Raw genomic sequence first — 24,469 nt, forward strand, 5'->3', positions numbered from 1 at the left:
CTTAAAAGAACAATGATCTCATCCGAGGCCAGAACCCTGACCACCGGCACCATCGCATCGCTGCGTGGAGAAGATCGTCGCCTTAGCGGCGGGGGAGAGTATCTAGCGGATAGCTCCGCTACTTTCAACCCCGCTTTTCAGCGCCCCGTCTCGAAGCCGTGTGGCTCGTCGTCGGTAGGGGGCTTTTACGGGCCAGGACGGGGGGAGTCAACACGGGGTCATGCATAGCGTCACATAGCTGCCATAACCCGCAACGCCTTGACATTGCTGCGCACGTTACATTGCGGCGGCGGGTTCGCGGTTGACTTCACGGCCCCATCCCAAGAAGTTCCCGGCCGCCACCACTTCGGACATGACATCCGCATGATTTCCCCACTGCGCCTCACCCTCTGCCTTTGTATTGGTCTCGGCGCCCGTTTCGCGCCGGCCCAGGCGGCGGACCCCCCCGATGAGGCGCAGCAGATCGTCACTGTTCGGCCCGGCGATACGCTGGGTGGTCTGCTCGGGGATGCCGGGGTCGATCCGGCCGAGGCCCATGCCGCCATCGCCGTCCTGACCCCCGTCTTCGAACCCCGCCGCCTGGCCGTGGGCCAGGAGGTCGGGTTGCGCATGAATGATGAGAATGCGCTGATCGGGCTCGAGATCGCCCCCCAGCCCGGCCATACCCTGACGCTGAACCGGCGCGGCACCGATTGGGTGCTGGAGGAAGTGGTGACGCCCCGCCTGCGCCACCTGGCCCGGGTGGAGACCACCATCACCAATGGCGTCTTCGCCAGCCTGACCCGCGCCGGCCTGCCAGGCCCCCTCACCCATACATTGATCCGGGCCTTGTCCCATGAGGTGGATTTCCAGCGTGACCTGCAGCCCGGTGACCGGATCTCGGTGGCCTTCGAAAGGCTGCGCGGCCCCGATGGCGACCTGCTCGGCCATGGGCAGCTCCATTATGCCGCCCTCAGCCTGTCGGGCCGGGTGATGGAGGTCTGGCGCCATGCCGGGCCGGATGGCGAAGTCGACTGGTATCGCGCCGATGGCCGCCCCCTGCGCGGCGGCTTCCTGCGCACGCCGCTGGATGGCGCGCGGATCACCTCCGGCTTCGGGATGCGTCGCCATCCGGTGCTCGGCTATAGCCGCCGGCATGCCGGGCTCGATTTCGGCGCACCGACAGGCACGCCGATCTATGCCGCCGCCGACGGCACGGTCCTTTCGGCCAAGGCGGAGCGTGGCTATGGCCGCACGGTGCGGCTGCGCCACCCGAATGGGGTGGAGACGGTCTATGCGCATATGTCGCGCTTCACCCCGGGCCTGCGCGCGGGGGCGCGGGTGCGGCAGGGTGCGGTGATTGGCCGCGTCGGCTCAACCGGGATGTCGACCGGGCCGCATCTGCATTATGAGATCCGCATGGCCGGCGTGCCGCAGAACCCGGCCACCGTCGCCCTGCCCGGCGGCGCACCGCTGCGAGGCCAGGCGCTGGCCGCCTTCGAGCGCAACCGGCTGGAACTGAACCGCCAGCTCGCCAGCATCAGGGATGACATCACCGAGGTCGCGCTGGCCGCGGAATAGTCAGCGCACCGACCAGGCGGCAGGCCTTCCGGTCTGCCGCCAGCCCGTCAGTCACGTCACGGGCACGACGACACGACGGAGAAGGGCGTTACAGCGCCCGCCCGTGGCAATGCTTGTATTTCTTGCCCGAGCCGCAGGGGCAGGGCGCATTGCGCGGCGTCGCGGCCCAGGTGGCGGGGTCGTTCGGGTCCACGGCCTGGGCCTGCATCGGCTGGCGCGCCGCCTGCGTGGCGGTGCCGTAGCCGGCGGCGGGCGCGTCCGCATATTCCAGCTCCGCCATGCCACCCATGGCGCCATTCGGGTCCGGATGGCGCATATCCATCACCTGCACCGGTTCGGGCATCGGCGGGGGCGCGTCGGGGCGGATGTCGATGCGCATCAGCACGCTGGTCGTCCGCTCCCGCAGATCCTCCAGCATGCTGTTGAACAGGTTGAAGGCCTCGGACTTGTATTCGTTCAGCGGGTCACGCTGGCCATAGGCGCGCAGGCCGATGCCCTGGCGCAGATGGTCGAGCGCCAGGAGGTGCTCCTTCCACACCGCGTCGAAGATCTGCAGCAGCAGGGACTTCTCGACCATCCGCATCAGGTCGGTGCCGACATTGGCCACGCGGGCGGCGTAGCTTTCATCGGCCGCCTTGATCAGGCGTTCGCGCAGCTGGGTCTCGTCGATGCCCTCCTCCCGCGCCCAGTCCGCCACCGGCAGGTCCAGGCCCAGGGTGTTCAACACCCGCTCCTGCAACCCGGCGACATCCCATTGTTCGGGATAGGCATTCTCGGGGATGGCGGTATCGACCAGCTTGCCGATCGTCTCCCGCCGCATTTCGGCGACCGTCTCCGCCACATCCGGCGCCATCATGAAGGCCTTGCGCTGGGCATAGACCTCCTTGCGCTGGTTGTTCATGACGTCGTCGTATTTCAGAAGGTTCTTGCGGGTGTCGAAGTTGCGGGCTTCGACCTTCTTCTGCGCCTTCTCCAGGGCCTTGTTGATCCAGGGGTGAACAATGGCTTCACCCTCCTTCAGCCCCAGCTTCTGGAGCATCCCGCCCATTCGGTCTGACCCGAAGATGCGCATCAGGTCGTCTTCCAGGCTCAGGAAGAAGCGGCTGGCGCCCGGGTCGCCCTGGCGGCCCGACCGGCCGCGCAGCTGGTTGTCGATGCGGCGGCTCTCATGCCGCTCCGTGCCGATCACCAGCAACCCGCCGGCGGCCTTCACGGCGGGGCGGATCGCCTCCACCTCCGCCTTGTGGCGGGCGAGTGCGGCCTCATACTCGGGGCTGTCGCTGTTGCCGATCTCGGCGCGGGCCAGCATGTCGGCATTGCCGCCGAGCTGAATGTCCGTGCCGCGGCCGGCCATGTTGGTGGCGATGGTGACGGAGCCGGGGCGACCCGCCTGCGCCACGATGCCGGCTTCCTGTTCGTGGAAGCGGGCATTCAGCACCTGGTGCGGCACGCCCTTCTTCTTCAGCAGTTCGGAGATCAGCTCCGACTTCTCGATGCTGGTGGTACCGACCAGCGTCGGCTGGCCACGCTCCCGCGCCTCGGCGATCAGGACGGCCACCGCCTCATATTTTTCGCGCGCGGATTTATAGACCTCGTCATCGGAATCGATGCGGGCCACCGGCACGTTGGTGGGGATTTCCACCACCTCCAGCTTATAGATCTCGGCGAATTCGTCGGCCTCGGTGGAGGCCGTGCCCGTCATGCCCGCCAGCTTGGGGTACAGGCGAAAATAGTTCTGGAAGGTGATGGAGGCGAGCGTCTGGTTCTCCGGCTGAACCGTCACACCTTCCTTGGCTTCCAGCGCCTGGTGCAGGCCTTCCGAATAGCGGCGGCCTTCCATCATGCGGCCGGTGAATTCATCGATGATGATGACCTTGTCCTGCCGGACAATGTAGTCGACATCCTTGGTGAACAGCACATGCGCGCGCAGGGACTGGTTGGCGTGGTGCACCAGGGTCACATTGGCGCTGTCATACAGCGCGCCCTCGGTCAGCAGCCCGGCCTCAGTCAGCGCCACTTCCAGCGCTTCCGTCCCCGCCTCGATCATATGGACGGTCTTGAATTTCTCGTCCTTTTCGTAGAGCGAGGTGTCCTTCACCAGCTCCACCATCACGGCATTGACGCGCTGATACAGGTCGCTGCTGTCATCCGAGGGGCCGGAGATGATCAGCGGCGTGCGCGCCTCATCCACCAGGATACTGTCCACCTCGTCGACAATGGCATAGGCGAAGTCGCGCTGGACCATCTCCTCCAGCCGGTACTTCATGTTGTCGCGCAGATAGTCGAAGCCGAATTCGTTGTTGGTGCCGTAGGTGATATCGCAGTGATAGGCGTCGCGGCGTTCATCATCCGACTTGCCATGCACGATGGTGCCGGTGGTCAGGCCGAGGAAGCCGTAGAGCTTACCCATCCATTCCGCGTCGCGGCTGGCCAGGTAGTCGTTCACGGTGACGACATGGACGCCCTTGCCGGGCAGTGCGTTCAGATAGACCGGAAGGGTGGCGACCAGGGTCTTGCCCTCGCCGGTCTTCATTTCGGCGATGCGGCCATCATGCAGCACCATGCCGCCGATCATCTGCACGTCGAAATGCCGCATGCCGAGGGCGCGCTTCGCACCCTCCCGCACCGTGGCAAAGGCTTCGGGCAGGATGTCGTCCAGCGTCCGCCCGGCGGCCAGCTGGGCGCGGAATTCCGCGGTTTTTCCCCGCAGCGCCTCGTCGGACAGGGAGGCCAGCGTTGGCTCCAGCGCGTTGATCGCGGGTACCCGGCCCTGAAAGCGCTTCAGCGCCCGGTCGTTGGTGTTGCCGAATACGGCGCGGACGAGGCGTTGAAACATGTCTGGCAGTTGTCTCCGACCCGCAGCTTGCGACCAGCGGCAGCGCCGATGCGATCACGCCCGGCGGTCGGGGGCGCAAAGGCCCGGCCCGGGCAAAGCGCGGCGCCGGAGAGATAGGCGCGCGGCCCTGCCACGTCAACGCAAGCCCGGCATCCGCCGATGCGGGGCAAGCCACTCTCTATTTATGCCCGCGGCCATGCCGGCCCCCGCCTTGTGGCGCCCCCCCGCATCGGCCATCTTCCGGCGAACATGACGAGAATTCCCGCGATGCGCCGCACGGCTCCCTTCCTCGCCGCCCTGCTGCTTTCCACAGCCCTGGTGGCGGCCCCGGCCCTGGCCCAGGCGCCCGCTGCCGCCGCGGACCCCGTGGTGGCCCGTGTAGATGGCGCCGAAATCCGCCTGTCCGAGTTGCAATCGGAGATGGAGCGCCTGCCGGCGGAGCTGCGCTCCATGCCGCAGCCCATGCTGCTGCCGCTGCTGCTGGACCAGCTCATCACCCAGAAGGCCATCACCGCCGCCGCCCGCGCCCAGGGCCTGGCGAATGACCCCGAGGTCCAGTCCCGCCTGCGCCGGGCGGAGGAGGAGGCGCTGCAACAGGCCCTCATCACCCGCGCCGTGGCCCCGCAGATGACCGAGGAATCTCTCCGCGCCCGCTACCAGCGCGACGTCGCCGGCCGCCCGGCGGAGGAGGAGGTGCGCGCCCGCCACATCCTGGTGCCCACCGAGGCCGAGGCCCGTACCGCGCTGGCCGAGGCACGCCGCCCCAATGCCGACTTCGCCGAGGTCGCCCGCCGCCGCTCCACCGGCCCGGGGTCCCGCGAAGGCGGCGATCTGGGCTTCTTCAAGCGCGGCGACATGATCCCCGAATTCGCCGCCGCCGCCTTCGGCATGCAGCCCGGCCAGATCTCCGAAAGCCCGGTGCGCACCCAGTTCGGCTGGCATGTCATCAAGGTGGAGGAGCGCCGCGCCGTGCCGCCGCCGCCCTTCGAGGAAGCCCAGGAAGCCCTGCGCCAGCGCGCCTTCGAGGAAGCCGTGACGGCGGAGGTGGAGCGCATCCGTGGTGCCGCCCGGATCGAGCGTTTCGCTATGGATGGCAGCGCTTTGCCCGCGCCGGCCGCGCCTTCCCTGCTGGATGGCGCCGCCCCGCCGCCCGGCCCCGGCCCGCAACCGCGGCGCTGAACGCCCTTCCCCATTCCACAGCCTGAAAAGACCGCGACCATGGCCGGCAAGGATCTCCCCGTCTCTCCCCTCGCCTTGCCGCTGCCGGCGATGCCGCCGGTCGCGGGGCTGCGCCTCGGCTCCGGCCGGGCGGAGATCCGCTACAAGGCGCGGGAGGATGTGACCATGATGGTCTTCCCCGCCGGCACCACCGTGGCGGGGGTCTTCACGAAGAACAAATGCCCGGGCGCCCCGATCGACTGGTGCCGCGCCGCGCTGAAGGGCGGCAAGGCCCGCGCTTTGGTCGTCACCGCCGGCAATTCCAACGTCTTCACGGGCAAGGCGGGCCGCGAGACCTGCGCCCAGACGGCCAAGGCCATGGCCGGACTGGCGGGTTGCAAGCCGACGGAGGTCTTTCTGGCCTCCACCGGCGTGATCGGCGAGAAGCTGCCGACCGAAAAGCTGGTCGCGGCCCTGCCGCCGCTCTTCGGCAAGCTGGATGTGGACGGCTGGGCCGGCGCCGCCAGCGCCATCATGACCACCGACACCTTCCCCAAGGGCGCCACCCGCACGGCGCAGATCGGCGACACCACGGTGACGGTCAGCGGCATTGCCAAGGGCAGCGGCATGATCGCGCCGGATATGGCGACCATGCTGTGCTTCCTGGCCACCGACGCGAAAGTGCCGGCCGCGGCGCTCCAGGCGATCCTGGCCAAGGGCACCCAGAAATCCTTCAACTGCGTCACGGTCGACAGCGATACCTCCACCAGCGACACTGTGCTGCTCTTCGCCACCGGTGCCGCCAAGCACCCCCGCGTGCCCGCCGAAGGCGGCAAGATGCTGAAGGATTTCGCCCGCGCGGTGCATGAGGTGCTGATGGACCTCGCCCTGATGGTCGCGCGCGACGGCGAAGGCGCCCAGAAGCTGATCCAGATCGACGTGACCGGCGCGGTCAGCGCCAAGTCCGCGCACCGCATCGCCATGTCCATCGCCAATTCCCCCCTGGTGAAGACCGCTATCGCCGGCGAGGACGCCAATTGGGGCCGCATCGTCATGGCGGTCGGCAAGGCCGGGGAGCCAGCGGATCGCGACCTGCTTTCCGTCGCCATCGGCGGCACCTGGATGGCGCGCGAAGGCGCCGTGGTGGCGGGTTACGACGAGACGCCGGTCATCGCCCATATGAAAGGGCGCGACGTGCGGATCGAAGTGGACCTGGCGCTCGGCCGCGGCAAGGCGACGGCTTGGACCTGCGACCTGACGCATGGCTATATCGATATCAACGGCGCCTACCGGTCCTGAATCCCCCATGCCGACGACCCTTGCTCTGGCGTCGGACCCCCTGGCGCCGCCCCCCTTCCGCCCGCTGCAAAGCGAACGCCTGACGCTTCGCCCCCTGCGGCCGGAGGATGCGGCGGAGCTGCACCGGCTGGTGAATGACTGGGAAGTGGCCAAGACGCTGGCCCGCGTGCCCTTCCCCTATCCCCGCGCCCTGGCGGATGAATGGATCGCCTCCACCCGCGCGCAGATGGAAGCGGGCAGCGCCTGGCACCTCGCCATCACCGGCGTGGAACATGCCGGGGAACCGGAGGAGCGGGAGGTGCTGGTCGGCTGCATCGGCCTGACCCGGGATGCGGCCAAGCGCCAGGCGGAACTCGGCTATTGGATCGGCCGGCGCTTCTGGGGCCATGGCGTGGGGCCGGAAGCGGCGCTACGGCTGGCGAGCTGGGCGCTGGCGCATCTGGACCTCGACAGACTGGTCGCCTCGGCCCTGATCGAGAACAGCCGCAGCCAGGCCGTGCTGCGCCGTATCGGCTTCCGCGAGACCGGCGAGGGGGTGCGGGATTTCGTGGCCCGCGGCGGCACCATGCCGGTGAAGCTGTTCGAACTGACCCGCGCCGACCTGCCCGCCGCCACGGCGGAGAAGAAGGCCGAACCTCCGCAGGGCACCAACATTCTGCTGGTCGCCGCCTGCGCCCTGATCGATCCGGACGGCCGCGTGCTGCTGGCCCGCCGGCCGGAGGGCAAGCCCATGGCCGGCCTCTGGGAATTCCCCGGCGGCAAGGTCCAGGCCGGGGAAACCCCGGAGGTGGCTCTGATCCGGGAGCTGAAAGAAGAACTCGGAATCGACGTGGCCGCGAGCTGCCTCGCCCCCTTCACCTTCGCCAGCCACCCCCTGGGCGAGCGCCACCTGCTGATGCCGCTCTATCTCTGCCGCCGCTGGGAAGGCCGGATGCAGCCGTTGGAGGGCCAGGCGCTGTCCTGGGTGCGGCCGAACAAGCTCGGCGACTATCCCATGCCGCCGGCGGACAAGCCGCTGGTCGCGCTGCTGCGGGATTTCCTGTAGCAGCGCGAACAGCCTGATGATATCATCCGATGATAGCATCGAAAGGCGCGGGCTGAGATGGGTCAGATCCTGATCCGAAATCTGGATGAAGCGGTGATCGAACGGCTCAAGGGCAAGGCGCTGGAGCGCGGAACCTCCCTGGAGCATCTGGCCCGGGAGACGCTGACCGAGGCCTCCAACGCCTCCGATCGGGAGGCCTGGATCGCGCGAAGCCGTGCCCTTCGTGCACAGACGACGCCAGATCCCGACTGGGACAGCACCGCCGAAATCCGCAGGGCGCGTGATGCACTCGCGGCGCGATGGGCGGATGACGACGCGAGCCCTGCCGGTTCGTGACGCGCATCGTCGTCGACGCTTCGGTCGCCGTGGCCTGGTTCGCCGCCGAGGCCGCCAGCGACAGGGCGGAAGAGGTGCAGAGCAGCGGGGCCGACCTGCTGGCTCCAAGCCTGCTGCTCGCCGAGATCGGCAATGCCCTGTTGACCAAGGCACGGCGCAAGACCGTGCCCCAGGGCCACGCCCAGGCCGTATTGGCCGAGTTGCGGCGTAGCGGCATGCTGACGCTGTTCGACATGGACATCCTGGCTGTATCAGCCTGCATCATCGCCGAGCGGCTATCCCACCCGATCTATGACTGCCTGTACCTTGCCCTGGCGCAACGGGAGCAGGCGGAACTCGCCACCTTCGACGGGCGCATGGCCGCGCTGGCCACAAGCCTCGCCATCCCCCTCTGGTATCCGGACCCCACCCGATGACCGCCGCCACGCCCAACCCCACCGCCGCCCTGCTGGTCATCGGCAATGAGGTGCTCTCCGGCCGCACCAAGGACGCCAATATCAATTTTCTGGCCACCCGCCTGGGTGAGATCGGGATTCCGCTGCGCGAGGTTCGCATCATCCCGGATGTGCGGGCGACGATCATCGCCACGCTGAACGAGGTCCGGCAAAAATACGACCACGTCTTCACCACCGGCGGCATCGGCCCGACGCATGACGACATCACCAGCGAATGTGTCGCCGGCGCCTTCGGCGTGCCGTGGGAGCCGCAGCCGGAGGCCTGGGCGCGGCTGGAACGCCATTACAAGCCCGGCGACTTCAACGCCGCCCGGCAGCGCATGGCCACCATGCCGCGTGGCGCCACGCTGATCGACAACGCCATCTCCATCGCCCCCGGCTTCACCATCGGCAATGTCCATGTGCTGGCCGGGGTGCCGCGCATCATGCAGGCGATGTTCGAATCGCTGGCCCCGACGCTGGCCGGCGGCCCGCCCATCGCCTCCCGCGCCGTGCATGCGGATGGGGTGATGGAGGGGCGGATCGCGGAGGGGCTGGCGGCGATCCAGGGGCGCTGGCCCGACCTCGATATCGGCAGCTATCCCTATTACCGCATGGGCGGCGGCGGCGTCGCTTTGGTGGCCAAGGGCAGCGATGCCGATGCGGTGGAGGAGGCGGCGCGGGCCATCACGGCGCTGCTGCGCGCCATGGGCAGCCAGCCGGTGCAGGGCGAACCGCCGGCCTGAATCAAAGGCCTAAAATGCCCCGCGTGGTTTGCCATCGATCCGGTTCCCGACTCACCATTGCGGGATGTCCGACCACCCCCATCTGATTTTCCGAGCCTCTGCTTTCCAGCCTCTGCCTTCCACAGGGCGCGATGATGCGACGGCAGGACCTCTGCCTTCGACGCGTCGAGATGCCGATAGGACCTTACCCGTGAACATCCAGACCCCTGCCCGCAGCCTGGGCGCCCTGCCACCCGCCACCCCCATTCGCCCGACGCGCGAGGAGGCGGAGGCCGCCGTCCGCACCCTGCTGCTCTGGGCCGGGGATGACCCCACCCGTGAGGGCCTGGTGGACACCCCCGCCCGCGTCGCCCGCGCCTATGGCGAATTCTTCGGCGGCTATGAGATCGACCCGGTCGATCTGCTCGCCCGCTCCTTCGAGGAGACGGATGGCTATGACGAGATGGTGGTGCTGCGCGACATCCGGCTGGAGAGCCATTGCGAGCACCACCTGGTGCCGATCATCGGTCGCGCGCATATCGCCTATATCCCGGATGGCCGCGTCGTCGGCATCTCCAAGCTCGCCCGGGTGCTGGAAGCCTATGCCAAGCGCCTGCAGATCCAGGAAAAGCTGACCGCCCAGGTGGCCAATACCATCGAGCAGGTGCTGCGGCCCAAGGGCGTGGCCGTGGTGATCGAGGCGCAGCACCAGTGCATGACCACGCGCGGCATCCACAAGCCGGGCGTGTCCATGGTCACCAGCCGCATGCTTGGCGCCTTCCGCGATGACGCCTCCACCCGCCGGGAATTTTTGGCGATGATCGGCAGCCCGCGGAGCGGCGCGGAGGCATAGGCACCGCCTTCCGCGGCGTCACCAGCGCCCGAAAAGGCCGAGCTGCGGCCGGTGAAACCGGCCGAGGCCGCACGCGCGGCCCGCCGCTTATGCGGCGAGCCAAGGCCCCGGCGGGGCCGCCCGGCGCTTGAGGGCCTGGAAAGTCACCGCCCGGTCAGCAACGCCAGGATGCGGTCGGCGATGGCCTCGACCGAGAAGGGCTTGGTCATGACGTGCATGCCGGCGTCCAGGTGGCCGTGGCTGATCACCGCGTTCTCCGCATAGCCGGTGATGAACAGCACCTTCAGCTCCGGCCGGTCGACACGCGCCGCATCGGCCAGCTGGCGGCCGTTCATGCCGCCGGGCAGGCCGACATCGGTAACCAGCAGGTCGACCCGCGCCCCGCCATCGAGCAAAGCAAGCGCCGAGGCCGCATCAGCGGCTTCCAGCGCGTCGTAGCCCAGCTCCGCCAGCACTTCCGTCAGCAGCATGCGGATCGTCGGTTCATCATCCACCACCAGCACCACCTCGCCGGCGCCGCCTTCCGCCGGCGGGACGGGGCGCGGATCAGCGGCGGCCTCAGCCACAACGGCTGCCCCGCGATGCCGCGGCAGATAGAGGCAGACCATCGCCCCCTGCCCGGGTTCCGAATAGATCCGCGCCTGGCCGCCCGACTGGCGAACGAAGCCGTAGATCATGCTGAGCCCCAGGCCCGTGCCCTGGCCGATGGGCTTGGTGGTGAAAAAGGGGTCGAAGGCGCGGGCGATGATCTCCGGCGTCATGCCCGCCCCGGTATCGGAGACGCAGAGCGAGATGTACTGCCCCGGCGGCAGGTCGCGCTCCCGCGCCGCGCGATCGTCCATCCAGCGATTCGCCGTCTCGATCGTCAGCCGCCCGCCCCCCGGCATGGCATCACGCGCATTGATGCAGAGGTTCAGCAGCGCGTTTTCCAACTGCGGCGGATCGACCAGCACGGTCCAGAGCCCGCCGGCCCCCACCACTTCCACCTCCACGGCCGGACCCACCGTGCGGCGGATCAGATCCTCCATCCCCGCGATCAGGCGGTTGACCGCGGTCGGCTTGGGATCGAGGGTCTGGCGGCGTGAGAAGGCGAGCAGCCGCTGCGTCAGCGACGCGGCGCGCTTGGCGGCGCCCTGGGCGGCGTTGATGTACTTGTCCACCTCTGCGGTGCGGCCCTGGGCGATGCGTGCCTGCATCATCTGCAAGGACCCGATGATGCCGGTGAGCAGGTTGTTGAAGTCATGCGCCAGGCCGCCGGTCAGCTGGCCCACGGCTTCCATCTTCTGGCTTTGCCGCAGCGCCTCCTCCGCCGTGCGCAGGCGTTCCTGCTCCTCCAGCCGATCCGTCACATCATAGGCGAACTGATAGGCGCCGAGCTGCCGGCCCTCCGCGTCGCGCAGCGGGCTGAAGCGCATTTCGTAGAAGCGGCGGTCGCCCTGCACGGTGCTGAAGGGCGCGATCTCGACGAATTCCTCGCCGGCCAGGGCGCGCGACCAGGCGGCCCGCACGGCCGCGCACACCTCCGGCCGGTCCGCCAGCAGATCGAGCATGGAGGCGCCGACGCTGGGCCGAAGGCCGAACAGCCGCTCGAACTCCGCCGCCGCCGCGCCATTGATGGCCAGCCAGCGGAACTGCCTGTCGGCCACCTGCACGAAGGCATTGGCACCCTCGACGATATCGGCCAGCAGCCGCCGTTCCGCCAGCGCCTGGGCGATGCGGACCTCCAGCATCTCCTTCGCCTGGTGCAGTTGCACCTCGGTGCGCTTCCGGGCGGTGATGTCTTGGAACAGCACCGCGACCTGGCGGCGCTCCGGCGGCTCGATGCGGAAGGCGGACAGCTCCAGATGCCGTCCCGTGGCGACCAGCTCGCGCTCGAAGCGGATCGGCGTGCCGGTGCGCAGCACGCCGCCATACAGCGCGACCCAGCCATCGGCCTCCTCTGGCACCATCTCCCGCAGCTTCTGGCCGGTGACATCGGCGATGCCGGCATGGCGGGCATAGGCGGGGTTGGCCTCGATATGCACATAGTCGCTCAACGGCCCATGCGGGCCGTCGAAGAACTCGATGATGCAGAAGCCCTCGTCCATCTTGTTGAACAGGGTGCGGTAGCGTTCCTCATTCTCCTGCAGCGCCACCTCGGCGCGCCGGCGGTCGGAGATGTCGAGAACGGTGCCGACCAGGCGCACGGCCTGGCCGGCCTCGAAATGCGCCTCGCCGCGCGCGGCAACCCAGCGCTCGATGCCGTCGGTCAGGCCGATGGTCCGGTATTCGGTGCTGAAGCGGCCCGTTCCCGCCGGGTCCAGCGCGCGCGCCACGGCCGCCGCCGCGTCGTCCCGGTCATCCGGGTGCAGGCCGGCGAGGAAGCTGCCCTCATAGCTGACAGGGGCGCCCGGCGGCAGGCCGAACAGCTCGCGGCAGCGGTCGTCCCAGGTCAGCACGCCGCTGTCGATCTGGTAGTCGAAGGTGCCGATCCGCGCGGCGGCCGTAGCCAGCCGCAGCCTTTCGTCGCGATCGCGCAGCGCCGCATCGGCGCGGCGACGCTCACTGAGGTCGAACAGCGCGCCGACCATGCGCAGCGGCCGGCCCTCCGCGTCGCGGATGACGAAGCCGCGGTCGAAGACCTCGGCGAAGCTGCCATCGGCCCGTTCGAAGCGGTACTCGCCGCTCCAATCCGTGCCGGTGCCGTCGATCACGGCATGGATGCTGGCCTCCACCTGCCGGCGATCGTCCGGGTGAATGCGGGCGAGCCACCAATCCCCGTTCGGCTCCACCAGCGAGGGCGGCCAGCCATAGGCGGTGTGGAGCGCCTCGTTCCAGGCGACCGAATTGCTGCGAAGGTCCCAGTCCCAGATCGCATCGCGGGTGGCGCGCTGCGCCAGCCGGTAGCGTTCCGCCACGATGTCCTCGGCGTGGCTTCCCGCCACGACATCTTCCGCGCGGCTCACCGCCACGACGTCTTCAGCATCGACGGCCCCCATGCCCTGGGGAGGCGGGTCGGCTCCAGGGCGGGGCGGGGTCGGCATGAGGGAGAGGAGATACCAACACCTTCCCATGCGGGACATTGTTGCCGCCCCGCCACCGTCATGACATTTCCGTGTTGAGCCGGGGCGACCGTGGCGTCAGCGCCAGCCCAGCGCCGGGGCGACCTGCTTCAGGATGCCCTCGATGACATGGGCGCAGTAGTCGACACCGAGCTGGTTCGGGATGGTCAGCAGCAGCGTATCCGCCTCCGCGATCGCCTCATCGGCGCGAAGCTGCGCCACCAGCGCCTCCGGCTCCGCCGCATAGCCGCGGCCGAAGACGGCGCGGGTGTTCTCGTCGATGAAGCCGATCTGATCCTCCTCCTTGCCGCCGCGCCCGAAATAGCCGCGGTCGCGGTCATCCAGCAGCGGAAAGATGCTGCGGCTGACCGAGACGCGGGGCGTACGGTTATGGCCGGCCTCCGCCCAGGCGGCGCGATAGGCGCGGATCTGCTTGGCCTGCTGGATGTGGAAGGGTTCGCCCGTCTCATCGTCCTTGAGGGTGGAGCTTTGCAGGTTCATGCCCTGCTGCGCCGCCCAGACCGCCGTGGCATTGGAGCCGGAGCCCCACCAGATGCGCTCCCGCAGCCCTTCCGAATGCGGCTCCAGCCGCAGCAGGCCGGGCGGGTTGGGAAACATCGGGCGAGGGTGCGGCTGCGCGAATCCCTTGCCGCGCAGCACCTGCAGGAAGACCTCCGCATGGCGGCGGCCCATATCGGCATCGGTCTCGCCCTCCGCCGGCGCATAGCCGAAGTGGCGCCAGCCATCGATCACCTGCTCCGGCGAGCCACGGCTGAGGCCGAGCTGAAGGCGGCCGCCGCTGATGAGATCGGCGGCGCCGGCATCCTCCGCCATGTAGAGCGGGTTCTCGTAGCGCATGTCGATGACGGCGGTGCCGAGCTCGATACGGCTGGTCTTAGCGCCCATGGCGGCGAGAAGCGGGAAGGGCGAGGCCAGTTGGCGGGCGAAGTGATGGACGCGGATATAGGCGCCATCCGCGCCCAGCTCCTCCGCCGCCACAGCGAGGTCGATGGACTGGAGCAGGGCATCGCCGGCGGATCGGGTGCCCGACTGGGGCGCGGGCGTCCAATGGCCGAAGGAAAGGAAGCCGATCTTTTTCATGGGGGTCGTGTCCGATGGGGCGGGGCCGCCCGTACAAGAAGGGGCGCTCGCCAGGGTCGTTGATCGGAGCGGAGTGTGGGGCCTCAGCCCGCGCGCGCCCAATCACCCGGGGCGATGATGGTCATGACGGATCAACGCCGCCGCGGCGGGTCCCGGCTCAACCCCTTTGCCGCCAGCGCCGCCTCATAGGCCGCCCAGCGTTCCGCATACTGCTCGCCCAGCGTGCGAAAAAAATCCCAGCTGTAGATGCCGCTGTCGTGCATGTCGTCGAAGATCAGCCGCACGGCGTAATGGCCCACCGGCTCGATCCGCATGATGCCCACGTGGCGCCGCCCCGGCACCGTCACCCGCTGCCCCGGCCCATGACCCTGCACCTCAGCCGAGGGGCTTTCGACGCGCAGATATTCGGCGGGCAGGGCGAAGCTGACGCCATCGTCCCAGGCCAGGTGCAGGAGCTGGTCCGCCTTGCTCAGGCGGATTTCGGTCAGCTTCGGCATTATGCCGGCAGTTTGCGCGCCTCGTCCGGCAGCATGATGGGGATGCCGTCGCGCACCGGATAGGCGAGGCCCGCCTTTTCACTGACCAGTTCGCCGGCCTCGCGGTCATAGCGCAGCGGGCCCTTGCTCACCGGGCAGACCAGGATTTCCAGAAGCCGGGGGTCCACCGCCCCGGCCATCGGCTCGGATGCCGTCATCGCCAATGTCTCCCCAACAGGAATGCGAGGGGGCAAGGCCCCCGTCACCCAACCCTCTCCCCCGTTGGGGGGAGAGGGCCAAGCTGGTCCGGTTTAGCTGGGGCGGCCCTCGGACGCCATGGCGTGGCCGCCCATCTGGAGCAGGGCGACCAGCATGGCGGCGCGGTCGGTCACTGTCGGTGCTTCCAGCAGCGCCTGCTTCTCCCGCACCTCGAAGGGGCAGAGCATGCACAGCGTGGTCACCAGCAGGGCGTCCGGCGTGGACTCCACCGCCTCCCAATTCGCCTCGATGCCGCGCGCCTTGAAATAGGGGCGCAGCGCGGTGAGCATGCTGGCGCGGTCCACCTGCGGGGCCGGCGCGTCCAGCGCCAGGTCGGCGGCATAGGGGCTGTAATCGGCGCGGGCGCGGCGATAGCCCCGGCGCAGCCCCACCTCCTCCTCAATGCGGCAGCGGATCACGCCGGTCAGCGTGATGAGGTAGCGCCCATCCTCCGTCTCGGCGAAGGAGGAGATGCGGCCGAGGCAGCCGACGCGGTAGATCTGGCTGCCGATCTCGGTGCGCGGCAGCGCCGGGTCGGGCTGCACCATGGCGAGGAACCGCCCCGCCGCCAGCGCATCCTCCGTCATCGCCAGGAAGCGCGGTTCAAAAATGTTCAGCGGCAGGCGGCCGCCCGGCAGCAGCAATGCGCCGGAGAGGGGGAAGATCGGGATCTCCGGCGGCAGAGCCTCGAGGGGGGTCTGGAAAGCGGGCATGGGCTCCGTTTCAGCCGGCGGCGCCATCGCCGCCGGCCACTGTCATCCCGTGCGGTTCGCGCCCCCGGCCGGGTCGGCTTATCGGAACAGAAGGGTGGAGAGCTTCCGGCGTCCCGCAAGGGTGGCGGGGTCGTCGAATCCCCAGGCCTCGAAGAACTTCAGCAACTGCTTGCGCGCCGCCTCCTCGTTCCAGGCGCGGTCGCGCTTGATGGCGACCATCAGCGCGTCCACCGCCTCCCCCCGCTTGTCCATGGCGTTCAGCGCCACGGCCAGGTCGATCCGGGCCGCGTGGTCGTCCGGGTCGGCTTCCAGCCGGCGCTCGAACTCGCCCAGCTTCTCCCGCGCCTCGCGGCCTTCCCGGGCGAGCTGAAGCTGCGAACGGACGGAGGCGATCTCGGCATGGCCGGCGATCTTCTCCGGCACCTGGTCCAGCACCTCCTGCGCCTGTTCCTCCTCGCCCAGCGCCATCAGGCAGCGGGCGAGGCCGGCCATGGCCTCAGGGTTCTCCGGCTCAGCCTGGGCCAGGGCGGCGAAGAGCTCCACCGCGCCGGCGTGGTCGCCGGCTTCCACCAGGGCCTTGGCCTCGGCCAGCAGGTCAGCGCCGGGCAATTGCCCGCCGGCCGCCTTCAGCAAGGCCTCGATGAACTTCTTCACCTCGCCTTCCGGCAGAGCGCCCTGGAACAGGTCGGCGATCTGGCCTTGCACGAAGCCGACGACCGTCGGCACCGATTGCAGCGGCAGGCCCATCTGGGCGAGCTGCTGGACCAGCTGGCGGTTCTTGTCGATGTCGATCTTCACCAGCTTCACGCGGCCACCGGCGGCGCGCACCACCTTCTCCAGCGTCGGAGTCAGCGTCTTGCAGGGGCCGCACCAGGTGGCCCAGAAATCGACCAGGACCGGCGTTTCGCGGCTGGCCTCGATGACATCGGCCATGAAGGTGCGCTGGTCGCCATCCTTCACCGGATCAGGCGTGCCGGCGGGGCTGGCGCCGCCTGGGGCGGGCTGGCGGCTGGGGTCGAAGATGAGATCCATGGCGGCAAATTCCTCTCGCTTGGGCGCATAGATGCGCCATGCGCGTTCCGAAGCAAGCGGGTCCGGGCGTTTCCGGGGCGGGTCAGACCGGATTCGGGGGGTCCACCACCTCCGGCGCATGACCCAGATGGCGCAGGAAACGCAGCAGATCGGCCGGGCGGATGGCCGTGGTCATGCGGTTGGTCAGGGGATGGACATGGATCCACTCAAACCCTTCCACCAGCAGTCGGTCGATCGCGATCCGCACCGTGCCGGGGGCGGCATTGACCAGGCCAAGGGGCGTGACGGAGCCAGGTTCCACGCCCAGCGTGGCCCACAAGGCCTCGGCCTCCGCGAAGACGCTGCGCGGCTGGCCGAGGGCGCGGATCAGGGCATTGACCTTCACCTGCCGATCCTCCTCCAGCACCGCCAGCAGGAAGGGGCCGGCGGCCTTTTCGGGCCGCAGGAACAGGTTTTTGACATGGCCGCCGGGCAGGCTGGGCCGCAGCGCCTTGCTTTCGGCCACGGTGAAGACCGGCGCATGGCTGACGGTATGGGCCTCGATCCCCAGCGCGGACAGCCGCGCCAAAAGCCCCTCCGGCGTCTCCATCAATGCAGCCGGCTGGCCGGCTGGTGCGGGCTGTCCAGGCTGAAAGTGGGGACGGCGACGTCGAATGGCTCGCCAGTCTTCGTCACCACCATGTGGTAGGCGCCGGCCATGAAGCCGGACGGCGTCGGCAGCGGGGTGCCGGAGGTGTATTCGAACTGCTCGCCCGGCGCGAGCACGGGCTGCTCCCCAACCACGCCTTCGCCATGCACCTGCTGCACGCGGCCCTGGGCATCGGTGATGCGCCAGCTTCGCTTCAACAACTGCACCGTCTCCGCCCCCTCATTAGCGATGGCGATGCGATAGGCCCAGACGAAATGGCCGCGCTCCGGTTCCGACTGGTCTTCCAGATAGAAGCTGCGCACCGTCACGCGGACGCCACGGGTGATCTCGCTGAACGCATCGGCCTGGGCCATCTTCGGTCTCCCCTGGCCGGCCATTCTCGCCCCGGCGGGGCGGGCGTCAACCTGCGGCGCGCATGCGTCGCGCCAGGGCTTCCCCGATCATCACGCAGGTGAAGTGCAGATTGGCGCGGCAGTCGCTTGGCATGATGGAGGCGTCCGCCACGCGCAGGCCGGAGACACCGCGCACACACAGATCGGGGTCGACCACGCCGCGCGGTTCCTCATGCGCCGTCATGCGGCAGGTGCCGGCGGCGTGCTGGATGTCGCTGGCCTCCGCCAGCATGATCGCGTCCAGCTCGTCATCCGGCAGCGCCGCGGCCTGATCCATGCCGAGGCCCGTCTCGCCGAAGGTGATCTGCTGCGCCAGGTCGCGCAGCGGCGCCAGCGCGGTCAGGCGGGCCAGGCGCCGCACGCCGTCGCGCAGCCGCGTGCGGTCGCGCGGATCGTCCAGCATGTTCTCCTCCACCACCGGCTGCGCCTCCGGATCGGCGGAGGTCAGGGTCAGCGTGCCGCGCGACCAAGCGTCGTAGAGCGCGAGGCCCACAGCGCCACCCTCCGCCGGGCCGCCATCGGTGGTCAGGCCGCGATGGTTGTAGGCGATCATGATCATGTCGCGTTCGCCGCCCATGCCGCTGCTATAGGTCAGGCAGCAATTGGTGTGACGCGCATCGGCGCCCTGGGCGCGATGTTCCGGCTTCAGCGCCAGGGTGGCGCGCAGGATGGGGTGGTCCATCAGGTTCTGGCCGACCCAGGGCAGGTCACGCACCACCGCGATGCCGAGGCCTGACAGCGCCGCCGCCGGGCCGATGCCGGACCGCATGAGGATGGCGGGGCTGTGGATGGCGCCCGCGCAGAGCACCACCTCCCGCCCCGCAATCTCCTCCCATTCGCCGCCACCGAAGCGCACGCGCACACCAGTGGCGCGGCCGTTCTCGACCACGACGCGATCGACCAGCGCCTCGCCCCGGATGGTCAGGTTCGCGCGACCGCGCGCCGGCTCCAGATAGCCATCATTGGTGGTGACGCGCAGGCCATTGCGGAGGTTGATGGGGTTGCAGGAAATGCCCTCCCCCTCCGGCGCGTTGAGGTCGGGCTTCCAGCGATAGCCGCCGGCGAGCGCCGCGTCGCGCAGGCCGAGATCGACGGCGCCCCAGTTTTCCACCGGCATCCGAAAAACGGGCAGCGGGCCGCCCTGGCGGATGCCGGGCGCGGTGCCGGTATCCGCATCATCCTCGATGGCATCGAAGATCGGCAGCACATCGGCGGCCGACCAGCCCTCGCAGCCGGATTCCGCCCAGGCGTCAAAGGCCGCCGGCACGCCGCGGATGGCGATCTGCGCATTGACCGTGGAGGACCCGCCCATGGCCTTGCCGCGCCAGTAGAACTTCGGCTGCTGCGCCTTGGTCCGCCGAGTCATCAGGCCCGGCCATTGCCATGCGGCCTGATGCGCCGGGTCGTGCATGAAGGGGATGATATTGGCGCTGCGCAGCGCCGCCGGCGCCTCCGCCGCGCGCCAGTCGCGCCCGGCTTCCAGAAGCAGGACCTTGCGGTGCCCGTCTTCCGACAGCCGCGCCGCCAGCGGCGCGCCGGCGGAACCGGCACCGACCACGATGACATCGTACATGAGTGCTATCGCTTCCCGACATTCCAGAACAGGGGGATGGCGGAGGGAATCAGGTTTTCCAGCTGCGTGCGAGAGGCGGCCGGCTGGGCGAACTGGCCCCAGGGCACGGCCATGCCCTGCTCGTAGATGATCGCCTGCATCTGGGCCACGATCGCCTGCCGCGCCTCCAGCGTCGGCGCTGCGGCGAAGGCGGCAAACAGCGGCGTCAGACGCTGTTCGCAATGGAAGCCGCCGGTGGTCGCATTGGTGCAGTTGAAGCCGATGACGGAGTTGGTCAGCGGGTTGTGCAGATCGACGCCCAGCGCATGGACGCCGAACACGCTCCAGCCATCGCGCCGGGTGCGGCGGGCGAGGACGGAGGCCCAGTCCATCACCTGCATGTCCACGGTGAAGCCCGCGCGGCGCAGCCGATCCGCCAGGATTTCCGACGAGATTTTTGCCGCTTCGAGGTCGTTGGCGACGAGGACGACAACCGGCTCGCCCGCATAGCGCGTCTGGGCGAGCGCGGCGCGCGCGGCCTCGATGGAGGGGCGGCGCATCGGCTCCGTCCCCACATCGGACTCATAGGGCGAGCCGCAGATGAAGAAGGCGTTGCAGGTCCGGGCGTAGCGGTCGGACAGGCCAAAGCCCGCCATCACCTCCGCCTGATCGACCAGATGCAGCAGCACCCGGCGAATGGCCGGATCGGCGAAGGGGCCGGAGGCCGCATTGGTGCGGTAGTGCCCGGTGAACTGGTCGAGACCCGAAAAGCTCTGCACCCGGATGCCGCGATCACGCTCCAGCAGCGCCAGCATGTCGAAAGGGGCGTATTGGATGAAGTCGATCTCGCCGGCGCGCATGGCGGCGACGGCGGTCTGGCCATCCGGAATCACGCGGATGTCCAGCGCCTCGATCCGCACCTGCTTGCCGCCGGCCAGATGATCGGCGGGCTCCGCGCGCGGCACGTAGCGGGCATTGCGGCGCAGCAGCATGCGGTCGCCGGTGCGGTGGTCAGCGCGGGTATAGGTGAAGGGGCCGGAGCCGATGATTTCCGCGATCCGCTCCGTGCCCGGGGTGCGGGCCAGGCGTTCCGGCAGCATGAAGGGCACGGGGGAGGAGGTGGTGCCCAGCGCATCCAGCACCAGGCCGAAGGGCTCCTTCAGCACGAGGGTAAAGCGCTTCGCGTCATTCGCTTCCAGCGAGGCCGTGGCTGCCATCAGCCGGCTGCCGAGCGCACTCCGCGTGCCCCAGCGGCGCAGCGAGGCGACGGCATCGGCGGCGGTGACGGGCGCGCCATCATGCCAGAGCAGGCCATCGCGCAGCGTGAAGGACCAGGTGAGCCCGTCCTCGGAGCGGGTCCAGTCCTGCACCATCTGCGGCCGGATGCGCCCCTGGCTGTCCGCCGCAAACAGCGTGTCGAAGACCATGTAGCCAAAAGTGCGGGTGATGTAGGCGGGGGTGAAATGCGGATCGAGGGTGACGATCTCGGCTTCCAGCACCGCCGTCAGCGTTTGCGCGCGGGGTGCCGCCGCCGGCAGCAGAGGCAGGGCCAATAGCGGCAGCAGGCGGAGCCAACGGGGAAGCTGGAGCGGCATCGCGGCACCTCGGATCAGGGATGCCGCGAGTTTAGGAACAGGGTTTCCGCAGTGTAAACCTATCTGTTGCAGCGCAGCAGATCAGCCCCGCCGCAGCGCCACCGCGAGGCCCGCCCCCATCAGCACGGCGCCGCCGCCGCGGTTCAGCGCCCGGCGCAGCCCGGGCCGGCGCACCGCGCCGGAAAGCCGCCCGGCCAGCGCCGCATAGATCGCGGCGTTGGCCGCCGCCAGCGTGACGAAGGTGGCGGTCAGCAGCGCCGCCTGTGTCACGAAGGATCGTGCCGGGTCGATGAACTGCGGCACGAAGGCCACGAAGAAAACGATGCCCTTCGGGTTCAGCGCCGTGACCAGCCAGGCCTGGCGCAGCGCCTTGCCACCCGCCAGCGGTGGTGCCGCCGTCGCCTCCACCGGCGCGCGCCACATCTTCACGCCCAGCCAGATCAGATAGGCCGCCCCCGCCCATTTCAGCGCTGTGAACAGCGTGGCGGAGGTCGCCAGGATCGCCCCCAGCCCGGCCAGCGACAGGGTCATCGCCGTCAGGTCACCCAGCGCCACCCCCGCCACCAGCGGCAGCGCATTGCGCGCGCCGCCGCCGAGGCTTTGGCCGATCACCAGCAGGATGGTCGGCCCCGGGATGATGAGCATGGCAACGGCCGCCGCGCAGAAGGCGAGCCAGACGGCGAGGTCCACGGGACTACTCCTTGCGGCGGGACGCTTCCGGCAGGTCGCTCGCCAGTTCGAACAGCGTGGCGTCGGCGGCCGGCTTCGCCTTGGTCGGCTTCTTCGCTGCCGGGGCCGGGGCGGGCTCGGCCGCCGGTGCCGGCGGGTCGATCACCACCTTGGCGCGCTTCGTCGGCTTCGGCGGCGGTGAGACGGCATCCAGCGCCTCCGACAGGTCGACGATCAGATCGGCCACATCCTCCAGCCCCACCGACAGGCGGATGGTGCCATCGGTGATGCCCAGCCGCGCGCGTTCCTCCGCGCCCACGCGCATATGCGTCGTCGTCGCCGGATGCGTCACCAGGGATTTGGAATCGCCCAGGTTGTTGGAGACATCGACCAGCTTCAGCGCATCCAGGAAGCGGAAGGCCGCTTCCTTGCCGCCCTTGATGTCGAAGGTCACCAGGCTGCCGCCGGCCGTCATCTGCGCCTTAGCCAAAGCCTGCTGCGGATGGTCGACGCGGAACGGATACAGCACGCGCGACACCTCCACCCGCTCCGCCAGGAAATCGGCGATGGCGGCGGCGGAATGGCACATGGCGGGCAGGCGCAGATGCAGCGTCTCCAGCCCCTTCAGGATCACCCAGGCGTTGAACGGGCTGATGGAGGGACCGGTGTTGCGGATGAAGGGCTGCAACACCTCATCCACCCACTTCTTCTTGCCGAGCACGGCGCCGCCCAGCACGCGGCCCTGGCCGTCCATGTGCTTGGTCAGCGAATAGACGACGACATCCGCGCCGAAATCCATCGGCTTCTGCAGCAGGGGCGTGGCGAAGACATTGTCGGCCACCACGATCGCCCCGGCCTGATGCGCCAGGTCGCAGACCGCGGCGAGGTCCAGAATGTCGAGCATCGGGTTCGACGGCGTCTCCAGCAGCACCAGCGCCGCCGGCTTGGACAGCGCCGCCTTCCACTGCTCCAGATCCCCGCCGTCCACGAACTCGGACACGATGCCGTAGCGCGGCAGCAGGGTGGAGACGATCCAGTGGCAGGAGCCGAACAAGGCGCGGGAGGCGACGACGCGGTCGCCGGCCTTCAGATGGCTGAGCATGGCGGCATGCACGGCGGCCATGCCGGTCGCGGTCAGGCGGCAGGCCTCCGCACCCTCCAGCGCCGCGATGCGGTCTTCCAGCATGGTGACCGTGGGATTGCCGAAGCGGGAGTACTGGTAGTGCTGGGTGGTGCCGAGGAAGGTGTCCTCGGCCTGGCCCGCGCTTTCGTAGACGAAGCCGGAGGTGAGGTAGAGCGCCTCCGACGTCTCATCATGGTTGGACCGCATCTGCCCACCGCGGACCAGCAGCGTGGCGGGGCGGAGGGGGCGGTCGGGCAGGGTTCTGGCCATCGGGACACCTAAAAGCTGCAGCTGGGCTGCGACCACAGGACGTCCGGCCCCCTTCCGGGGCAACAGGACCGCATAAGGCGGACCCCGCGACCCTTTAGCGCGTTTGTTTTCGGAAGTTCTGGGGCCGTGCTGGACCCGGAACCACCGCCCGGTACACCGGGACCTCGCCGCAATCAGGCCGGACAAATCGCGAGGGGCGCGCGGGGCGCCTGACGCATGGCTTACGAGCGAGGCGGGCGGCGGTCAAGGATGCTGTGCGCCGCGCCGCCCGCTTCATCGCGTGGGCCTCAGCGGCAGCGGGCCACCAGCTCGGCCGGCCGCATCGCCTCCAGCCCCAGCCAGTCGATCAGCCGGTTGCTGCCGCGCAACGGCTTGCCCGTGGCGCAGGCGAGCAGGCTGAGCGCGGCGGAAAGCTGCGGCGTCGGCACGCCGGCGATGCGGCCGAGCACCTCATACACCGCCAGGCCATAGGGCATGTCCTCGTCCAGATAGCGGTGGTCGAAGCTGGCCGGCCCGCGCGGCCCACGGCCTGCCGCCTCGATCGCCGCGGCGATCTCGGCCACCGGGCCCTCCGGCACGTGATAGGAAAGATGATAGTGCCGGGCCAGGCTACGGACCTCGATGCCGAAAGCGCGGGCGATGGCGATCCGCTCCCCGTCGATGGCTTCGGCGATGCGCGCGCCGGCCTGCCGAAAGTTCTCGAACAGCTGCCAGGCCTCGCCGCGCTCGATGCGCGACATGTTCGGGATCACCTGCCCGGCATGGGCCACCGGGTTGATGTTGGACAGCAGCGGCACCAGCAGCGAGTCCGCCGGCGTGACCTGGGCGCCGAACAGCTCGGCGCAGAGGTCCACCAGCTCCGGCAAGGCGGCCGCGGGCAGCGCCGCCATTTCGAAGGCGCCGCGCACCGTACCGACCTGGATGCGGCGATCGGCCAAAATGCGGGCGGTGCCGAGGGTGGTGCCCCAGGCCGCGACCTGAAGGCTGACGCCGCGCGCCGCCGCCTGCTCCGCCAGCCAGAGCGGGGCGAGGGACAGCGCGCCGCTGCAGATCAGCACCTGACCCGGCCGCAGAACCTCCAGCAGCGCTGGCAGCAGGCTGGGATAGGCATCGCCAGGGACCGCCAGCAGCAGGTTGGGCCAGGCCGACAGCGCCGTGATATCCGGCAGCAGCTGCGCGGGCAGTTCGGCCTCCAGAGCGCCGGTGCAGCGGAGGGTCAGCCGGTCTCCTTCGATCAGGCCGTGGCGTGGCGCGCCGCGTGGTGACCAAAGGGCGACCTCGTGCCCGCGTTGCGCGGCCAGGGCAGCGGAAAGGCCGCCGATCGGGCCGGCGCCGATGATGGCGAGGCGCAT

Annotated in this window: 22 protein-coding genes; 8 read left to right on the top strand and 14 right to left on the bottom strand. The window is 69.3% G+C overall.

Annotated features, from left to right (window positions below; genetic code table 11):
- The first annotated feature begins 363 nt into the window (after positions 1-363).
- Positions 364-1,560: a M23 family metallopeptidase gene (locus ACVFYP_RS22950; RefSeq protein WP_499202558.1), complete on the top strand. Its 1,197-nt coding sequence runs from the start codon at positions 364-366 to the stop codon at positions 1,558-1,560.
- Between the two features lie 88 nt (positions 1,561-1,648).
- On the opposite strand, the gene secA is transcribed toward ACVFYP_RS22950, so the two are convergent.
- Positions 1,649-4,396, bottom strand: coding sequence for a preprotein translocase subunit SecA (secA, locus tag ACVFYP_RS22955; RefSeq protein WP_499202559.1), 2,748 nt, complete (start codon positions 4,394-4,396; stop codon positions 1,649-1,651).
- A gap of 267 nt (positions 4,397-4,663) precedes the next feature.
- Between secA and ACVFYP_RS22960 the strand changes: the two genes are divergently transcribed.
- From ACVFYP_RS22960 to folE, 7 genes are all read left to right on the top strand, one after another.
- Entirely contained in the window at positions 4,664-5,575 is a 912-nt protein-coding gene (locus tag ACVFYP_RS22960) for a peptidylprolyl isomerase (RefSeq protein ID WP_499202560.1), read from the top strand.
- A gap of 39 nt (positions 5,576-5,614) precedes the next feature.
- Positions 5,615-6,853, top strand: a complete 1,239-nt coding sequence (gene argJ, locus ACVFYP_RS22965) for a bifunctional glutamate N-acetyltransferase/amino-acid acetyltransferase ArgJ (protein WP_499202561.1) — start codon at positions 5,615-5,617, stop codon at positions 6,851-6,853.
- Positions 6,854-6,860: 7 nt separating this feature from the next.
- Positions 6,861-7,898 (top strand): bifunctional GNAT family N-acetyltransferase/(deoxy)nucleoside triphosphate pyrophosphohydrolase, encoded by a 1,038-nt coding sequence (locus ACVFYP_RS22970; RefSeq protein ID WP_499202562.1) that lies wholly within the window; start codon positions 6,861-6,863, stop codon positions 7,896-7,898.
- A gap of 57 nt (positions 7,899-7,955) precedes the next feature.
- A complete protein-coding gene (locus ACVFYP_RS22975) occupies positions 7,956-8,234 on the top strand; it encodes a FitA-like ribbon-helix-helix domain-containing protein (protein WP_499202563.1) in 279 nt (92 codons plus the stop codon).
- Complete coding sequence (locus ACVFYP_RS22980) at positions 8,231-8,650, top strand: type II toxin-antitoxin system VapC family toxin (protein ID WP_499202564.1); 420 nt, start codon at positions 8,231-8,233, stop codon at positions 8,648-8,650. Before ACVFYP_RS22975 ends, ACVFYP_RS22980 begins: the two co-directional genes overlap by 4 nt.
- The gene (locus ACVFYP_RS22985) at positions 8,647-9,414 is read left to right on the top strand and encodes a competence/damage-inducible protein A (RefSeq protein ID WP_499202565.1); all 768 of its coding nucleotides are present in this window, start codon (positions 8,647-8,649) and stop codon (positions 9,412-9,414) included. The genes ACVFYP_RS22980 and ACVFYP_RS22985 overlap by 4 nt, the downstream gene beginning before the upstream one ends.
- Before the next feature lie 190 nt (positions 9,415-9,604).
- Positions 9,605-10,246 carry a GTP cyclohydrolase I FolE gene (gene folE / locus ACVFYP_RS22990; RefSeq protein ID WP_499202566.1) on the top strand — a complete coding sequence of 214 codons (642 nt, stop codon included), beginning with the start codon at positions 9,605-9,607 and terminating at the stop codon, positions 10,244-10,246.
- A 143-nt stretch (positions 10,247-10,389) separates the two neighbouring features.
- On the opposite strand, the gene ACVFYP_RS22995 is transcribed toward folE, so the two are convergent.
- The 13 genes from ACVFYP_RS22995 to ACVFYP_RS23055 form a co-directional block, all read right to left on the bottom strand.
- Entirely contained in the window at positions 10,390-13,191 is a 2,802-nt protein-coding gene (locus ACVFYP_RS22995; RefSeq protein ID WP_499202567.1) for a hybrid sensor histidine kinase/response regulator, read from the bottom strand.
- Between the two features lie 174 nt (positions 13,192-13,365).
- Positions 13,366-14,388 (bottom strand): LLM class flavin-dependent oxidoreductase, encoded by a 1,023-nt coding sequence (locus ACVFYP_RS23000; RefSeq protein WP_499202568.1) that lies wholly within the window; start codon positions 14,386-14,388, stop codon positions 13,366-13,368.
- Between the two features lie 131 nt (positions 14,389-14,519).
- A complete protein-coding gene (locus ACVFYP_RS23005; protein WP_499202569.1) occupies positions 14,520-14,885 on the bottom strand; it encodes a gamma-butyrobetaine hydroxylase family protein in 366 nt (121 codons plus the stop codon).
- The gene (locus ACVFYP_RS23010) at positions 14,885-15,064 is read right to left on the bottom strand and encodes a Trm112 family protein (protein ID WP_457851878.1); all 180 of its coding nucleotides are present in this window, start codon (positions 15,062-15,064) and stop codon (positions 14,885-14,887) included. Before ACVFYP_RS23010 ends, ACVFYP_RS23005 begins: the two co-directional genes overlap by 1 nt.
- A gap of 111 nt (positions 15,065-15,175) precedes the next feature.
- Positions 15,176-15,835: an LON peptidase substrate-binding domain-containing protein gene (locus ACVFYP_RS23015; protein WP_499202570.1), complete on the bottom strand. Its 660-nt coding sequence runs from the start codon at positions 15,833-15,835 to the stop codon at positions 15,176-15,178.
- 78 nt (positions 15,836-15,913) lie between these two features.
- Positions 15,914-16,867, bottom strand: a complete 954-nt coding sequence (locus ACVFYP_RS23020; RefSeq protein WP_499202571.1) for a tetratricopeptide repeat protein — start codon at positions 16,865-16,867, stop codon at positions 15,914-15,916.
- An 82-nt stretch (positions 16,868-16,949) separates the two neighbouring features.
- Complete coding sequence (locus ACVFYP_RS23025) at positions 16,950-17,456, bottom strand: prolyl-tRNA synthetase associated domain-containing protein (protein ID WP_499202572.1); 507 nt, start codon at positions 17,454-17,456, stop codon at positions 16,950-16,952.
- Positions 17,456-17,869, bottom strand: coding sequence for a Co2+/Mg2+ efflux facilitator ApaG/CorD (gene apaG, locus ACVFYP_RS23030; RefSeq protein ID WP_499202573.1), 414 nt, complete (start codon positions 17,867-17,869; stop codon positions 17,456-17,458). The genes ACVFYP_RS23025 and apaG overlap by 1 nt, the downstream gene beginning before the upstream one ends.
- A 46-nt stretch (positions 17,870-17,915) precedes the next feature.
- Positions 17,916-19,481, bottom strand: coding sequence for a GMC family oxidoreductase (locus tag ACVFYP_RS23035; RefSeq protein WP_499202574.1), 1,566 nt, complete (start codon positions 19,479-19,481; stop codon positions 17,916-17,918).
- A 5-nt stretch (positions 19,482-19,486) separates the two neighbouring features.
- Positions 19,487-21,055, bottom strand: a complete 1,569-nt coding sequence (locus tag ACVFYP_RS23040) for an ABC transporter substrate-binding protein (RefSeq protein WP_499202575.1) — start codon at positions 21,053-21,055, stop codon at positions 19,487-19,489.
- An 81-nt stretch (positions 21,056-21,136) separates the two neighbouring features.
- The gene (locus ACVFYP_RS23045; RefSeq protein WP_499202576.1) at positions 21,137-21,745 is read right to left on the bottom strand and encodes a LysE family translocator; all 609 of its coding nucleotides are present in this window, start codon (positions 21,743-21,745) and stop codon (positions 21,137-21,139) included.
- A 4-nt stretch (positions 21,746-21,749) separates the two neighbouring features.
- Positions 21,750-23,117, bottom strand: a complete 1,368-nt coding sequence (gene metZ, locus ACVFYP_RS23050) for an O-succinylhomoserine sulfhydrylase (protein WP_499202577.1) — start codon at positions 23,115-23,117, stop codon at positions 21,750-21,752.
- Positions 23,118-23,404: 287 nt separating this feature from the next.
- Positions 23,405-24,469, bottom strand: a complete 1,065-nt coding sequence (locus ACVFYP_RS23055; protein ID WP_499202578.1) for an NAD/NADP octopine/nopaline dehydrogenase family protein — start codon at positions 24,467-24,469, stop codon at positions 23,405-23,407.

The organism is Roseomonas sp. F4 (assembly GCF_053891155.1).

Coding starts and splice junctions, on each gene's coding strand:
- ACVFYP_RS23015 (WP_499202570.1), bottom strand. CDS start 15,835: ATGCCCGCTTTCCAGACCCCCCTCGAGGCTCTGCCGCCGGAGATCCCG.
- ACVFYP_RS23020 (WP_499202571.1), bottom strand. CDS start 16,867: ATGGATCTCATCTTCGACCCCAGCCGCCAGCCCGCCCCAGGCGGCGCC.
- secA (WP_499202559.1), bottom strand. CDS start 4,396: ATGTTTCAACGCCTCGTCCGCGCCGTATTCGGCAACACCAACGACCGG.
- ACVFYP_RS23000 (WP_499202568.1), bottom strand. CDS start 14,388: ATGAAAAAGATCGGCTTCCTTTCCTTCGGCCATTGGACGCCCGCGCCC.
- ACVFYP_RS22950 (WP_499202558.1), top strand. CDS start 364: ATGATTTCCCCACTGCGCCTCACCCTCTGCCTTTGTATTGGTCTCGGC.
- ACVFYP_RS23035 (WP_499202574.1), bottom strand. CDS start 19,481: ATGTACGATGTCATCGTGGTCGGTGCCGGTTCCGCCGGCGCGCCGCTG.
- ACVFYP_RS23025 (WP_499202572.1), bottom strand. CDS start 17,456: ATGGAGACGCCGGAGGGGCTTTTGGCGCGGCTGTCCGCGCTGGGGATC.
- ACVFYP_RS22970 (WP_499202562.1), top strand. CDS start 6,861: ATGCCGACGACCCTTGCTCTGGCGTCGGACCCCCTGGCGCCGCCCCCC.
- ACVFYP_RS23040 (WP_499202575.1), bottom strand. CDS start 21,055: ATGCCGCTCCAGCTTCCCCGTTGGCTCCGCCTGCTGCCGCTATTGGCC.
- ACVFYP_RS23010 (WP_457851878.1), bottom strand. CDS start 15,064: ATGGCCGGGGCGGTGGACCCCCGGCTTCTGGAAATCCTGGTCTGCCCG.
- ACVFYP_RS22960 (WP_499202560.1), top strand. CDS start 4,664: ATGCGCCGCACGGCTCCCTTCCTCGCCGCCCTGCTGCTTTCCACAGCC.
- ACVFYP_RS22985 (WP_499202565.1), top strand. CDS start 8,647: ATGACCGCCGCCACGCCCAACCCCACCGCCGCCCTGCTGGTCATCGGC.
- ACVFYP_RS22975 (WP_499202563.1), top strand. CDS start 7,956: ATGGGTCAGATCCTGATCCGAAATCTGGATGAAGCGGTGATCGAACGG.
- ACVFYP_RS23055 (WP_499202578.1), bottom strand. CDS start 24,469: ATGCGCCTCGCCATCATCGGCGCCGGCCCGATCGGCGGCCTTTCCGCT.
- argJ (WP_499202561.1), top strand. CDS start 5,615: ATGGCCGGCAAGGATCTCCCCGTCTCTCCCCTCGCCTTGCCGCTGCCG.
- ACVFYP_RS23005 (WP_499202569.1), bottom strand. CDS start 14,885: ATGCCGAAGCTGACCGAAATCCGCCTGAGCAAGGCGGACCAGCTCCTG.
- apaG (WP_499202573.1), bottom strand. CDS start 17,869: ATGGCCCAGGCCGATGCGTTCAGCGAGATCACCCGTGGCGTCCGCGTG.
- metZ (WP_499202577.1), bottom strand. CDS start 23,117: ATGGCCAGAACCCTGCCCGACCGCCCCCTCCGCCCCGCCACGCTGCTG.